A 14,920-nucleotide genomic window follows, 5' to 3' on the forward strand; every position below is an offset into this window, starting at 1 on the left:
TGGTATCCTAATTAGTCTTTGCTGTCTTCTTCGTTATTCATCGAATGTTTGAAAACAACGACAAGAAGCGCAGCTCTTGTATAAAAGTTTTGTATAAAAGTTTTAAATAAAATAGTTTAATCGGTATAAGACGCACACATTACTGTCACGCCCTGTTTTTCTATCTCTTGCTTGGCTTCTTTATCGAGGCCTTCATCGGTCACCAAAATGGATATGTGCGACCATGGCAATTCCACATTGGGTATTTTTCTTTCTAATTTTTCAGATTCAGCCAGCACGATAACTTGCTTTGATACTTCGGCCATTGTTCTGCTCAAGGAAGTTAATTCATTGAACGTAGTCGAGCCACGCCTAATATCGAGGCCTGCGGCGCCTAAAAATGCTTGGTCAAAATTATAAGCCCTAAGCATGTTCTCCGCCATTTGTCCTTGGAACGAGTGAGACTGTGCATCCCAAGTGCCACCGGTCATCAATACCTGGGGTTCGTTTTCACCTTCAAGTAAGGTGTTCGCAACATGCAGTGAGTTGGTCATGACCAGCAGCCCCATCTTTTTGGGTAAATGCGGCAATAAAGCTGAGGTTGTGCTGCCGCCATCGATAATAATTCGGTTATGATCTTGAATGAGTGTTGCTGCTAGAGCGGAAATAGCCAACTTTCGACTCGAAAGCTTTTCAGATGAAAGTTCAGAAGATTCTTTGGGAAGTAAAACGGCGCCACCAAACCTGCGCAACAGCAATCCGTTGTTTTCAAGCTCCGCGAGGTCTTTTCTAATCGTAACTTCTGACGTTGAAAATACTTTGGCTAGGGCATCGACAGCAACTTCACCACGCTCATTCAGTGTTTCTATTATCGCGCGACGGCGTTGCTGTGTGTTTCGTTTCTGCAAAATCGGAAGCCTTAAGTTTCAAACCGAAAGGTATTATATTAATTAAATTTCGATTTGCAAACTTTAAGGCTATTTAATAGTCTATTTTACTTTTTCTTGGGGCGTTCCCAACCCGTTATTGCGCGCTGCTTGCCCCTCGCAATAGCAAGTTCATCGGCATTGACGTCCTTGGTGACAACAGAGCCAGCCCCTATGGTCGCATTTTCGCCGATACTAACGGGGGCAACCAGAGAGCTATTGCTGCCCACAAATACGCCGTCAGCAATGTTGGTTTTGAATTTATTCACCCCATCGTAGTTACAGGTAATAGTGCCTGCACCTATGTTTACGCCTTTACCAATATGGGCGTCGCCAATGTAAGTTAAGTGGTTCACTTTTGAACCTTCACCAATAACGGATTTTTTCACTTCACAGAAGTTGCCTACTTTTGCGCCGTTGTGCAAATCAGCGCCAGGGCGAAGTCGCGCATAAGGGCCAACATTGCAGTTTTGAGAAACAACAGCATCTTCCACTAAAGAAAACGCTTCAATGCGAGTGCCATCACCAATTTTACAGTTTTTAAATACGCAATTAGGACCAATAACCACATTGTTGCCAATCTCAACTTCGCCTTCAAATATCGCGTTAATGTCGATACTGACATCTTGACCAACGGTCAACTTACCGCGCACATCAATGCGGCGTGGATCCGCTAAACTTACGCCAGCTGTCATCAACAGTTCTGCATTACGAAATTGATACGCCGATTCTAAAGACGATAGCTGAACGCGATTATTCACACCTTCTACTTCGCGCTCCCAAACTGGGTGGGCTGCGCGTATAGTCTTACCTTCTTTAGCTGCCATTTCGATAACGTCAGTCAGGTAATATTCGCCTTGGGAATTGTTGTTGGACAAATTGCCTAACCAACGTTTTAGATCTTTGCCAGACATCAGCATCATACCTGTATTGATTTCGGTAATTTCGCGCTGTGCATCGCTGGCATCTTTATGTTCAACAATAGCGGTAATGTTGTCACCCTCACGAATGATGCGCCCCATGCCTGTTGGATCATCCAAGTGCACGGTCAATAAAGCCAAATCAGCATGTGCCTTTGCTTCAACGAGGCGTTTTAACGTTTCACTGCTGATAAGCGGAGCATCGCCAACAAGGATCATCACGTCCTCATCATCTTGAATATGCCCTGCCGCCTGCTTTACCGCATGGCCCGTGCCAAGTTGTTCAGCCTGCAAGCACCAGTTGACTTGGTGATGGCCAAGCGCTTTTTCGAGCAAATCTGCGCCATGTCCATAAACAAGGTTGATATTGGAGCAATCAAGCTCTTTCGCTGCATTAATAATATGCTCAACCATAGGCTTGCCCGCAATCGGGTGCAATACTTTAGGTAACGACGACTTCATTCTTGTTCCCTTGCCTGCTGCAAGGATGATAATGCTCAGTGACATAGCTAATTCCTTTCTAATTTGGCGCATAGTGTATCTAACTGAAAACGGCTTGTCAGTAGACTTTGCTCACTATTTGGACTATGCTACTGAGCAACTAACAGGATGTTAACTTACGCTAAAATAATGAATATTTTTCGAACACTTCATCGTAGTATCTTAGTTTTGTTTGCTGTTGTCGTTGTCTCTTTGGTGACACTGATTCACTTCAGTATTACTAAAATAGTCGCTGAACAAAGTCGCTCACATCAAGAATCCCTATCACCAGCAGTTAAACTTGTTATTAAACAGGTAATTGAACCGCTGCATGTCGCTGAAACATTAAGCAAATCTCAAGAGCTTCGTGAAATCATGCAGTTTTCTGCTGCTAATGATGCTAGCTTCAATGAGAAAAAGATATTTGCAACGCTCAAACGACTCGAGCAAGAGTTTAATATGGGATTTTTCGTTGCACTCGAAAAGCAGCGCACGCAATATAACTCCGACGGTACTAGCATTAATCTCGTTGAAGGCGACGTAAATTGGTACTTTAAATTTCGCGACCGTCCTGAAACGTCAGTCGGAGATATCGGCAAGTGGGAAGACACACACTTTTATATCGACATCAAAATATTTGATGAAAATAATCAATTCATTGGATTCTTCGGCGTAGCAAAAAGTCTGGCACAGTTCATCGACGTATTTGAAAAGCATAAAGCAACATATGGCAACGACTTCATTTTTGTTGATCCAACAGGCAGAGTGATGCTTTCATCTGATCCCGCGCTTAACGCTAGCAACTCGAAATTCAATAACCTCAAAGATACCCCATGGTATCAACAAACAATCAAAAAAATGGGTGTTGATTCCAAGCTTGCGTTGACGAAAGATGCCCCAGTTGAGGACATTAACAATGAGTTAGTGAATATCAATGAGCAAGATATTTTAGTCGCTCAGGTTAATCTTGATTTATTCAACTGGACAATGCTCTTAATGTCACCGTTGAATGAAAAGCAGATTGAAATTAGCAGCGGTTTTATGTTCTCCGCTATTACTGTTCTAGCGGTTATCTTTATATTGTTCTTAATTATATATAATCTTTTATATTACTTCCGAAAAGACATACAGACCGACGAACTCGTTTTGCCCTATTGCAAGATGCCTTCTGATGAAAAAATAAAATACGTCATCGACTCTAGGGCGTATGAGGACGATGCATATTTATTGCTTATTCAACTCAATGACTTTTATCAGCGGCCAATTACCACGAAAAATTTGCCGGTGCTAACCGGTGTGGGAACTAAAATTTCAGAGTTTTTGCTGGAATCAGTACAAAAACTCAATACTGAAAGTGAGTTTGGAAAGGTGAATGAAAGCCAGTGGCTTATCTTGCTACAAAAAACAAATGACGATGAAAGCAAAAGATTTATGGAAAACATCCGCCATGGTTTAGCCACCATTCAAACCGAATGTGAGAAACAGCAAGAGGTGCTAAAGTTTTCTACCTGCAAGGTGAAACTGAGCGAAGAGGACAGTTTTATTTCGGCAATTTTGCGCTTGAAACCTGCGTTGGATAATCTGAAAACCGTCGGCAAGTTAAATAATGTTGTCGACTTTTAATTGAACAGGAAGCGCAAAGGCAACTCATAGATTGATCTTTGCACGCCGGCGTTTCAAAATACCCGTGGTAATCATCACCCCAATAATAATCAAGCTTCCGCCTATCATGGCGTAATTTGAAAGCACCTCGCCCAATACAACCATGCCCCACAAAATACCAAACATAGGCACCAGATAGCCAACCGTCATAGCTTGCGATGCTCCAACTTTAGCAATCAAGTCAAAGTACATAATGTAAGCAACCCCGGTACAAACCAGAGCTAAAACCAAAGCGGCACCCCAAGTACCGGCATCTGGGTTAACGTCAGGCCAAGCGTATAGAGCGAAAGGAAATAGTAATAATGCAGCGAAAACCTGACTTCCTGCGGCAATCGCAAAAGGTTTTACGCCGCTTAAATGTTTTTTCATAAAACAAGCTGCTATTCCATAGCAGCAAGTGGCGGCTAATGCAGTTAACACGGGCAGTAGTGTTACTGGGCTTGCAGATTGCGTATCTTGACTGATAATCACCACACCTAAGAAGCCCAGAAAAGTGCCGATAACGCCGTGTACACCAATCCGATCCTGCAAATAGAAATAGGCTATGACAGCGCCAAACATTGGTGCTGTAGCGTTGAGTATTGAAGTTAAACCGGCATCCAAATGCACGCTGGTATAAGCAAATAAACTAAATGGAATGGCGGTATTGATTGCGCCAACGAAAAGTAGCTTCGCCCAATTGCCAGAAAGGTCAGCCCACTGGCGAGTAAAATAAACGACTGGCAGCAAAAATAAAGCAGCTAAGGTTGCCCGCACTTCAACCAGAGCGAAAACACCGAAAGCCGGCACTGTCGACTTCATTAACATAAATGAAGCGCCCCAAATTGCGCCTAAAACTAGCAATTCAATTAAGTGAGAAGTTTTCAATTTCATCCTTTTGCTTTAACGAACTTGTCTCAGCTTCAAGAGCAAGTAAATATGTTTTGCGTGTTAAACCACCGGCATACCCAGTGAGTTTACCATTTGTTCCAATTATTCGATGACAAGGAATAACAATGGGTATTGGATTTTTTCCGTTTGCTGCCCCAACTGCGCGGCAGGCTTTTTTGTTGCCTACGGCTATTGCAATATCGAGATAACTTGCGGTCGCTCCGAACGGAACATCGAGCAAAGCTTGCCAAACATTTTTTTGAAAATCGGTGCCATCAGGGTCGAGCGGCAAATCAAAACATTCGCGCTGATGAGCAATGTATTCTGATAGCTGTTTGGCTGCAAGCTTTGATATTTTATTTTCATTACAAAACGGATGAGTATCATTAAAATCAATTGCTTTTACCGCATTCTCAGTGGCAAAAACGCTTAGAAAACCATGCGGCGTCTCTACGATGCTTTTATATAGATGAGCATATTGAGGATAGTTTGTTTGACTATGCTGCGTTTGTAAATCACGCGTTTGCAAATCACGCGTTTGCAAATCACGCGCATTGATAGCACTTAGCTGCGGATTACCCATCCTCTTCTTATTCATATAGCGCTTCCTTTTTTACGTTTTCTGAAGGAGTTGGCGCACCATTAGATAAATTCCAAAGGCTCAAAGTAAGGTAGCTTCGCCATGGGGCAGCCAATTCCTGTTTCACGCCAACCTGCCTATCGGCTAATTGTTTAATTTGGTTTTTAACCACTAAGTCCGTTGCTAAAAAGGTGTCTGGACTGTCGCTAGTGCGCATCGTAACGTAATTAACGGTCCATGCGCCGATGCCTTTAATATGCAGCCACTCATCTATGCTTGCTTCAGGTTGTTCTAACATAAACTGCGCAAAGGCCTTGAGGGTCTCCTTGCGAGCATTGGGCATTTTCAAAAAAGACAAATCTGCCTCAGCAACTTGTTTTGCCGTGACAAAACCAATGAGTCCCAGCGATTCGAAGGCTACTTGATTGCTATCCGGGTGCGGAGCATTTTTCAAGGAACCTGGCCCCTTGTTTTTTTGGTTTTTGTTGAGGGTGTTTTGTAGTAGGTTTAATTGTCCGATGGCGGCTTTTACACTGACTTGTTGTCCGACAATCGCTCGACATCCTGCCTCGAACTTATCGATGATGCCTGGTAATCGAAGGCCATTTAAAACATTCTGCGGTGGCATTCCTGCTTGTATTAATGCGTCATGAATTGCGTTTGGTTCGCAGTTCAAATCTAGCATTTTTTTCAAGGACGCAATGCCGGTCTTGAGTAAACGTAAATCTGTTAGTGAGAAAGTAACTTCAAAGCGGTTTTTCTCAGGCTGATGGACAGCGTGAAACAAAACGCGACTTTCTCCAAAGCGAAGCACTTTGCAAATACTATCGTTTTCTACTTTTTCATTCGATTCAATTTGTCTCAGTTTAAAAAAATCTCGAATATGCTGCCATTGATAGGGCGGCCTGTAAGATAGGTGAATCGTTACCTTACTTGCTTCTGTCTCTGCTTTTGCCCTGTTGGAGCGCCTAATTTGACTTGGCGTAAGGCCTGTATTTAGCTTCATGTGATGCTGCAAGGGCTTAGCTGCATTGAATCCACAGGCCTGCGCAACCTGCTCTATCGGTAAACTTGACTCGTGCAGCAACTGCTTGGCAAAAAGTAAGCGAGTAAGTAACTGATAGCGCTTGGGCGAAATCTGTAAATGCTGTTCGAACAACTTGGTAAAATAGCGGGTGCTAATACCAAGCTTATCAGCAATTTCAGCAATACTTAGTGAAAGGTGTGCGCTGAGCAATTTCACACCGCGTTCAACCGTAGTTTCAACGCCCTTCCAAGCATAAGAACCTGGGGCACTGTCGGGACGACACATTAAACAAGGTCGAAACCCAGCATTCATAGCAGTGATCGCATTATTATAATACGCGACGTTTTTCTCTAAAGGCATACGCGCTTTGCAAATTGGACGGCAGAAAATACCTGTTGTCTTTACTCCGATAAAAAATAATCCATCAAAACGCGGATCTCTCGCGATACGCGCTTTTTGAATAATAGGAATAGGTAGGTTCAACATAATTTCCATGCTCTTGAAGAATATAGCATTCAATTGTTTTATTCAGATATGCCTACAGTTTACCGAGAATATGAATTAAAACACGTTGTTTTCGGAACAAGTCATAGGCTTAGAGCCTTGATTTGTTCATAAATTGAACTTAGGTTGAATTCGAAGTGTCTATTAGCCGATAATAGACTCTCAAAAATAATAAAAGTGGTAAAGTTTGCAATTTTCTAAATCGGCGCTCATCTTAACATCCCTATTTACGCTACTCTCTCTGCCTGTTTGGGCTGACACTTGGGTGGACGATTTTGCTAAAGAAATGAAAGCGACAGCAAAGAAAAAAAAGCTACCAGGTCTTGCGTTTGTGATGGTTGCGCCAAATGAACCGACGCGATTTGAGTTTTACGGCAAAACCGAAAAGTCAGGCACCTTAATCGATAAAGAGACGGTGTTTCGCTTAGCTTCAGTCTCAAAAACATTTACCGCTGTATTTATGGCGAAGCAAGTTAAAGAGAAGAAGCTAACTTGGCAAAACTCTTTGCAGGAATTGCTGCCCGATTATAAGTTTGATAATTACACCGACACTCCTATTCTATTGCAGCACATCATTGGTCAGTCTACTGGTTTCATCCCCAATGCCTACGATAATTTAATTGAAGCTAATTATAAACTGCCGCGCGTGCTGCACCATCTGGAAAAGCTAGATTCGTTATGTAAGCCAGGTATTTGCTACACCTATCAAAATACATTTTTCGGGGTGCTTGAAGAGTATTATCGCCAGCAAAAAACCACGTTTGCAGAGGAAATAACCAATAGCATTATTACGCCTCTAAAAATGCCTACCGCAAGCGTAGGCCGCAAAGCGTTGATGGCGTCAAAGAAGTGGGCGAAGCCGCATGCCGCTATCGATAAAAACAAATGGGTGAGCGTTCGCGTTAAAAACAACTATTACAAATATTCTCCTGCCGCCGGTGTTAATGCAAGTGCCGCCGACATGGAAATTTGGCTCAAGGCGATGCTGCTAGAATACCCCGATATTATCGATAAGAGCATGGTTGATTCGCTAATCAAAACAAGAGTTAAAACAAAGCGCGAAATGTATCGCCGAGAATGGAAGAAGCAATTAAAAGATGCTCACTACGGTTTGGGATGGCGCATTTATAACGTTGATGATATTGAAATTATTTATCACGGTGGCTGGGTGCAAGGTTACCGTGCTGATGTCGCCTTCTCACCAGAGTTAGGTGTTGGCTATGCTTTGCTGATGAATGCAGAATCCAATGCAATCAATGAGCTAACAGCGACGTTTTGGAAGAAACAGATAGAAGCGCATCAGTCTGATGCATTAGTAGGAGTGGATTGATTGACGCAGTAGCTTCAATGAGCTGTTTGTCGATGGTGACATCAGTCGTTATTGAGTGAGAAATTGTTAGCAAGAACTCAGAAACCCCGAGTTCTTGCTAAGAGTCTATTACGACGTTTTCAGGTAGGTGTATCCCTTCAAGCAATTCTCATAGAAGTCAGTCCATTTAACGCCTTCGCGCGGCGGAATTTGGCCATTAGCAACTTCTTTATCGATCTGTTTTTTCACATCAATTGCCATTGCACTTGGGTGATACTGCATAATCGTTAATACATCTTGTACCGATGAACCTGCAACGAATTCTTCAATATAGAAATCTTCTGGATCATCGTCGTCACTGAAGATATGCACTTCATTCACACGACCAAACAAGTTGTGCATGTCGCCCATAACGTCTTGATAAGCGCCTGTTAAGAACAAGCCCAAATGCGCTTTTTCGCCTGGCTCTAATGAGCTAATCGGCATGATGTTTTGCAATTGACGGTCAACAATAAACTGATCAATTTTGCCGTCGCTATCGCAAGTAATGTCAACTATCGAGCAGTTGATATCGGGTTTTTTATGCATGCCTGCTATCGGTACAACAGGAATTAATTGGTCAATGGCCCATGTATCTGCTGCCGATTGAAAAATTGAAAAGTTACACAAGTACTGAGACGACAATGAAAAATCTAAATGCTGCAAGCCTTCTGGTACAAATTCAACGTCACGATAGAATACTTGCAAGCGGCGCATAACTTGCCAGTACAAAGTTTCAATCTTGCCAAGTTCTTCTAATGATACAACGCGAAGTTTAAACGCACTGACCGCCTTTTCTTTCCATTCAGACGCATCGTTATAGACTTCTTGAAGATTTTGTTCGTCATTCCAGTACTCCAGTAGTTCGCGCATATTCTTTAGCAATACATGCTCACCTTCGGTCTTTGATGTATCCAGCATTGCGCCATCAGCTTTAATTTCACCAACAATTTCAGTTACAACACAGCTATGGTGAGCGGTAATTGCTCGTCCACTTTCCGTTACCAAATTAGGATGCGGTACACCTTCAAGGTCACATACTTCCTTCATACCGTATACAACATCAGCGACATATTCATGCAAGCTGTAGTTGCGAGACGAATCGTTGGTTGACTTACTACCATCGTAATCTATGCCCAAACCACCACCAACGTCTACATACTCAAGGGCAAAACCCATTTTATGCAGTTCGGCGTAAATACGTGCACTTTCGTTCACCGCGTCTTTGATTGCACGGATATCTGTCAGCTGACTGCCAATGTGGAAGTGCAACAACTTAAGAGTATGGGCCATGCCTTCTTTTTCAAGAAGCTTTGCGGCATTGATGATTTCGGGAATAGTAAGCCCAAACTTAGCTCTATCACCGCTCGAACCCTGCCACTTACCTTTGCCTAGCGCGGTCATTTTTGAACGCAAACCAATGATAGGTTCAATGTTTAATTCTTTTGATATTCTGATCAACAAGTGTAGTTCGGAATACTTTTCGATAACGACGACCACTTTACGGCCTAACTTTCTACCGAGTAGCGATAAGCGAATGAACTCTTCGTCTTTATAACCATTTAGAATGGTGAGCGAGTTAGCATTCGTGTTGTAGGCGAGCACGGCTAATAGTTCAGATTTCGATCCTGCTTCAAGGCCATAATCATAGGGTGCGCCAGCGTCTACAATCTCTTCAACGACTTCTCGTGTTTGGTTAACTTTGATTGGGTAAACACCGTTGTATTTGCCTTTATACTTCGCATCAGCAATAACTTGGTTAAAGCACTCGTTAATGCCGACAACCTGCGAGCGCAAAATGTCGTGGAAACGAATAACGACTGGAAATTGAATACCCTCTTGAGCAATCTCATCAACCACTGACTTAAAGTCAATTCGAATATTTGGATTTTTGGGATCAGGGGAAACCTGGATGTTGCCATTTTCGCCTATTTTAAAATAGCCACCACCCCAACTGGATACGCCGTAGACGCGCTCAGCATCTTCAATCGACCATTCAACATTATTTGTTGTCATAACAGCGTTACCCCATCAAAATCAAAATAAACAAAAAAGAAATCCCAATCCCTAAAAAAGGTAGGGCGCGTATTATAATGAAGTTTGGCTGTGTTACTAATTTTTTTACTGTTTTATTTGTTCTTGTTGCGTAAAGATTAAAGTGTAAATATATTGTTAAAAGAATGTTATATTGCAAAAAGTCAGGTAATAGTAAAAACTTCTACTAGACACGAGAAGTTGTTAGCCGTCATTGCTTAAGCTAACCGTATAAAATTGGTATAAGTATTCAAATGGGCAACGCATTGTATAAAGAAAATATAGTCGAGCAATCCAACTATAGAGTGCTCGTTATTAATGACAGCGAGATTGAGTTAAAGCTCTATCTGAATAGCTTGGGTCAAGAATTTGATGTCTCTTTTTCTTCTAATGCACGCACAGCTTGGGAGCTGCTCAATAGCGCGCCGCTTCCCGACGCAATCATACTCGATATTATGACACCTAACGAAGACGGATTGCAGCTTTGCACCAGAATTAAAGAAACCCAGTTTATTCAGGATGTTCCCATCATTTTTGTTTCATCATTAACCGGGCCAACCATAAAATCTCAAGCATTCGAACACGGTGGCGCAGACTTCATTTCAAAACCACCGGTAATGAGTGAGCTGATTGCGCGCTTACGTAGACATATGGCTTTGTATCGCAAAACTAAAAAGCTCGAGTCTCTTATTTTTATTGACCCACTGACTCATTTACCGAATGCCTCCAAATTTCAAGAAGTGTTAATAGTTGAGTGGGCACGTTGCGCTAGGTATTGGCATCATGTGACTCTATTAGTAATACGCTTAGACAATCTTGAAAAGATTCGAGAGGTCGGCGGCAGTGATAAGTATTTTGCAACAATAGCAGCCGTTGCTGATGGTTTAACGTCGGCAGGAAATCGACCGGGTGATTTGGTCGCTACACTGGCCAATGACAAGTTTGCTATTTTGCTGTCTGATTGCGGTCACGAAGGTGCAACACTCAAAGCTAAACAGATAATGAGTCAATTCGAGAACGATAAAGTGGTAACCACGGGAACTCACTTGAGTTGTACCATTGGTTATGCAGTTGCGGCTCCTGCTGGCGGCGGTTCGTCTGAAGCTTTATTTTGGGCGGTAGAAAATGCCATGTTTGAAGCGCAAGAAAACGGAAAAGGTAAGATATGCGCAGTAAAGGGCATTATTGGGGTCACAGAATAAGTCGTTTCATTCCGCTAAAAGGCGAGCAGCCAAATATGATACGTAACTAAAGATAAGAGGAACCCTCAGCGCAATTGAGGATCCCAATCAACGATCATGACATTATTTTATCTAAAGCTTGCTCAAGATTTTTTAGCGTGAGCGCCGTATTATGCAGCTTCTCCAAGCCAAAGAGGCCAATGCGGAAAGTCTTAAAATCTGCAGGCTCGTCGCACTGAAGTGGCACACCTGCTGCTATTTGCAAGCCAACATCTGCGAATTTTTTGCCATTTTGAAATTCCGAGTCTTGCGTATAACTTACAACCACACCCGGTGCCTCATAGCCTTCGGCTGCAACACTTTTGAATCCTTTTTTCGACAATAAAGCCCGCACTTGCTTACCTAAGTCCAACTGTTCATTACACACTTTTTCAAAACCATAGTGTTTGGTTTCTTGCATAATTTCACTGAAGCGTGTGAGGCTGTCTGTTGGCATCGTTGCATGATATGCGTGTCCACCATTCTCGTAAGTTTCCATAATCTGCAACCATTTTTTCAGGTCACACGCAAAGCTGCTGCTAGTCGTATTTTCTATGCGCTGTCGTGCTAGCTCACTTAACATAACAAGTGCACAACACGGAGATGCGCTCCAACCTTTTTGTGGGGCACTAATTAACAAATCAACGCCTGTCGCCTGCATATCAACCCAAACAGTGCCTGAGGCAATGCAATCAAGCACAAACAGTCCGCCCACTTCGTGCACGGCTTTTGCTATTTCTCGTAGATAATCGTCTGGAAGTATAATGCCGGCCGAAGTTTCAACATGCGGCGCGAAAACTACGTCAGGCTTATTCTGATGAATACTAGCGACAACTTCATCGATTGGCGGCGGAGCGAATGGCGCCTGCGGATCGGCTGAGCTAGTTCTCGCTTTGAGCACGGTTTCACTGGCGGGAATGTTGCCCATTTCAAATATTTGCGTCCACCGGTAGCTGAACCAGCCATTGCGGACTACCAGTACTTTTTTGTTAGTCGCAAACTGGCGAGCAACCGCTTCCATACCAAAAGTACCGCTGCCGGGTATCACTGCAACTGAGTGGGCGTTATATACGCCTTTCAAATCATGTGAAATAGTCTTCATAACTGACTGAAAAGATTTAGACATATGGTTTAAAGAACGATCAGAATAAACAACCGAGTATTCTAATAGTCCGTCGGGATCTATATTGGGAAGTAATCCGGGCAAAAGGTGCTCCTTAGATTAGATTGTTTGAAAGTTAAATAGCACGCACTAAATATAGGAGTTTATCTTAACGGAAAAAAATTACCTCCCTAAATAATGCATAAAATGTATGCTTTAATTTGGCCAGCAGGCTTTACAACCTCGTAGCGGATTGACTTTAAAGCTTTCCCACCTTGATTCCATTGCGTCGAACACCTGAAGCTTGTTGATTGCAGCGTTGCCATAACCCGTTAGTATTTTTATTGCTTCATTGGCTTGAGTAGCACCAATAATTCCTACCACAGGCGACATAACGCCTGATTCTACGCAGCTCAGATTCTGCTCGCCGAAAAAATGGCTAACACAGCGATAGCAGGCCGACTTTAATTTTGGAATTACACAGAATACTTGACCTTCCATTCTTATTGCGGCGCCCGATACAAGGGGTATATTTGTTGTGTAACAGACGTCGTTAAGCGTATTGCGCGTATCTATATTATCGCTACAATCCAATACGATATCATGCTCCGCTATTAGCCGTTCAAGTTCATCAGCGCTTTGCCTACTGTCAATTGCCTTTAGGACAACGTGGTGATTAATTTTGCTTAAGGTAGACACAGCAGAATCAACCTTTTTCGCGCCAATGTTCTCCTCAAAATGCAATACTTGCCGCTGTAAGTTGGTGGTTTCAACAACGTCATCGTCAACCAGCGTTAATTGACCAACACCCGCCGCAACTAAGTATTGAGCTGCAGCACAGCCCAAACCGCCCACACCAATTATCAGAACGCGACTATTGATAAGCACTTCTTGCTTGTCGAGATCGAAGCCGGATAACAATATTTGGCGACTGTACCTAAGGGCCTGCTCAGTGGTAATCACTTTATCTTTCATGAAAAACTAACTCACTATCGAACTAAAAGGGAGTATATGAACGCTTTCTCCTGCAGAAACGCGACCTCGTTCACTTTCTAACACGGCATAGCAGTTACTTTTTCGAAAGCAAGATAAAACACCCGAACTCTGGGAGCCCAGCGTTTCAACACTCACTTGCCCATCTTCATCAATAAAGTAATGCGCTCTTTGGTAATCCGTTCGTCCGGGCCGCTTCTTAAATATGCTTGCCGCAATTGCAGGCAGCAGCACTGGCGCCTGAATTTTACACCCTGCTAAGATCGCTAAGGCTGGCGCAGCTATTTGATCGAAGGTGACAGCCGATGACACAGGGTTGCCAGGCAAACCAAAAAATACGCTGTTAGGGAGGCGACCAAAAGCCAGCGGCTTCCCAGGTTTTATAGCCAGTTTCCAAAAATCGACACTGCCATATTCTTCCAAAATTTCACGTGTGTAGTCAGCCTCACCAACCGATACTCCCCCGCTTGTAATAACGCAATCGGCCTGCTGATTCGCATATTCAAATGCGGCTTTTATTTGTGCTTTATCATCTTCAATAATCCCCATGTCGATGGTATCAACGCCCATCTTTGAAAGCATTGCAAGAAGCATTGGGCGGTTGGTGTCAAATATGCGGTCGCTGCGTGGCTGCTCACCTACGGCCAATAACTCATCACCGGTTGAAAAAACCGCAACACGTAATTTTCGATAAACCGGAACACTGCTAACCCCGAGGGATGCTAACAAACCAATATCGATAGCATTAATGCGATCACCAACCTTTAAAATAGTATCGCCTTGTTTTATGTCGTCTCCAGCTGGCCTTATTGCATCTCCTTTGCCAGCTGAATTAAAGGTAATTTGTTTGTCATTCGCTACGGCATTTTCTTGCATTACAACAGTATCGGCACCTTCAGGAATTTCAGCCCCGGTCATAATACGTACGCATTCCCCTTCTTGCATCGCCCCTGTAAACTTGGTTCCAGCGAAGCTTTTGCCTACCAATGTTAAGGTTTTAGATGCCAAGTAATCGTTAAATCGAAGCGCGTAACCGTCCATTGCTGAATTATCATAGGCCGGCACGTTAATAGGGGAAACAATGTCTTTTGCAATGACACGATCTAGTGCTTCGCCTAAATCACATAAAGTTATATCGGTAATCGGTGAAATAGTGTCAGCAATTATGCGCATTGCCTGCTCTATTGGCATTAAGCCCGGTGCATCACATCCAGAATTCATTATTCAGCCTATGGTTAACGTAGTCTTTAGATCTAGTAATTACTATACACTAAG

General features: G+C 43.0%; 12 protein-coding genes. 3 read left to right on the forward strand and 9 right to left on the reverse strand.

The genetic code is table 11. The annotated features are described in order from the left end of the window. Window positions 1–116: 116 nt before the first annotated feature. On the reverse strand, window positions 117–887 hold the full coding sequence (locus GNIT_RS15800) for a DeoR/GlpR family DNA-binding transcription regulator (protein ID WP_014110300.1): 771 nt from the start codon (window positions 885–887) through the stop codon (window positions 117–119). 86 nt (window positions 888–973) lie between these two features. Next, the gene (gene glmU, locus GNIT_RS15805) at window positions 974–2,332 is read right to left on the reverse strand and encodes a bifunctional UDP-N-acetylglucosamine diphosphorylase/glucosamine-1-phosphate N-acetyltransferase GlmU (protein WP_014110302.1); all 1,359 of its coding nucleotides are present in this window, start codon (window positions 2,330–2,332) and stop codon (window positions 974–976) included. A gap of 123 nt (window positions 2,333–2,455) precedes the next feature. Here glmU and GNIT_RS15810 point away from each other — a divergent pair, with 123 nt between their 5' ends. Further along, on the forward strand, window positions 2,456–3,928 hold the full coding sequence (locus tag GNIT_RS15810; RefSeq protein WP_238526911.1) for a cache domain-containing protein: 1,473 nt from the start codon (window positions 2,456–2,458) through the stop codon (window positions 3,926–3,928). Window positions 3,929–3,952: 24 nt separating this feature from the next. Here GNIT_RS15810 and GNIT_RS15815 read toward each other — a convergent pair whose 3' ends face one another. From GNIT_RS15815 to GNIT_RS15825, 3 genes are read right to left on the reverse strand one after another with little or no spacing between them, the layout of a single operon-like run. Beyond that, the gene (locus GNIT_RS15815; RefSeq protein WP_041246473.1) at window positions 3,953–4,840 is read right to left on the reverse strand and encodes a DMT family transporter; all 888 of its coding nucleotides are present in this window, start codon (window positions 4,838–4,840) and stop codon (window positions 3,953–3,955) included. Then, entirely contained in the window at window positions 4,812–5,435 is a 624-nt protein-coding gene (locus GNIT_RS15820) for a methylated-DNA--[protein]-cysteine S-methyltransferase (RefSeq protein ID WP_014110305.1), read from the reverse strand. Before GNIT_RS15820 ends, GNIT_RS15815 begins: the two co-directional genes overlap by 29 nt. After that, a complete protein-coding gene (locus GNIT_RS15825; RefSeq protein WP_014110306.1) occupies window positions 5,428–6,930 on the reverse strand; it encodes a DNA-3-methyladenine glycosylase 2 family protein in 1,503 nt (500 codons plus the stop codon). The genes GNIT_RS15820 and GNIT_RS15825 overlap by 8 nt, the downstream gene beginning before the upstream one ends. A gap of 205 nt (window positions 6,931–7,135) precedes the next feature. On the opposite strand from GNIT_RS15825, the gene GNIT_RS15830 reads away from it, so the two are divergent. Further along, on the forward strand, window positions 7,136–8,278 hold the full coding sequence (locus GNIT_RS15830; RefSeq protein ID WP_014110307.1) for a serine hydrolase domain-containing protein: 1,143 nt from the start codon (window positions 7,136–7,138) through the stop codon (window positions 8,276–8,278). Between the two features lie 108 nt (window positions 8,279–8,386). Here the strand turns inward: GNIT_RS15830 and speA are convergent, their stop codons facing one another. After that, the gene (gene speA / locus GNIT_RS15835; RefSeq protein WP_014110308.1) at window positions 8,387–10,312 is read right to left on the reverse strand and encodes a biosynthetic arginine decarboxylase; all 1,926 of its coding nucleotides are present in this window, start codon (window positions 10,310–10,312) and stop codon (window positions 8,387–8,389) included. A 272-nt stretch (window positions 10,313–10,584) separates the two neighbouring features. Between speA and GNIT_RS15840 the strand changes: the two genes are divergently transcribed. Further along, window positions 10,585–11,532, forward strand: coding sequence for a GGDEF domain-containing response regulator (locus tag GNIT_RS15840; protein ID WP_014110309.1), 948 nt, complete (start codon window positions 10,585–10,587; stop codon window positions 11,530–11,532). Between the two features lie 94 nt (window positions 11,533–11,626). Here GNIT_RS15840 and GNIT_RS15845 read toward each other — a convergent pair whose 3' ends face one another. From GNIT_RS15845 to moeA, 3 genes are all read right to left on the reverse strand, one after another. Then, entirely contained in the window at window positions 11,627–12,757 is a 1,131-nt protein-coding gene (locus GNIT_RS15845; RefSeq protein ID WP_014110310.1) for an aminotransferase class V-fold PLP-dependent enzyme, read from the reverse strand. Between the two features lie 111 nt (window positions 12,758–12,868). Next, window positions 12,869–13,627, reverse strand: coding sequence for a molybdopterin-synthase adenylyltransferase MoeB (moeB, locus tag GNIT_RS15850; RefSeq protein ID WP_014110311.1), 759 nt, complete (start codon window positions 13,625–13,627; stop codon window positions 12,869–12,871). 6 nt (window positions 13,628–13,633) lie between these two features. Then, window positions 13,634–14,866, reverse strand: a complete 1,233-nt coding sequence (gene moeA, locus GNIT_RS15855; RefSeq protein WP_014110312.1) for a molybdopterin molybdotransferase MoeA — start codon at window positions 14,864–14,866, stop codon at window positions 13,634–13,636. Between the last annotated feature and the right edge of the window lie 54 nt (window positions 14,867–14,920).

The organism is Glaciecola nitratireducens FR1064 (genome assembly GCF_000226565.1).
Lineage (GTDB): Bacteria > Pseudomonadota > Gammaproteobacteria > Enterobacterales > Alteromonadaceae > Glaciecola > Glaciecola nitratireducens.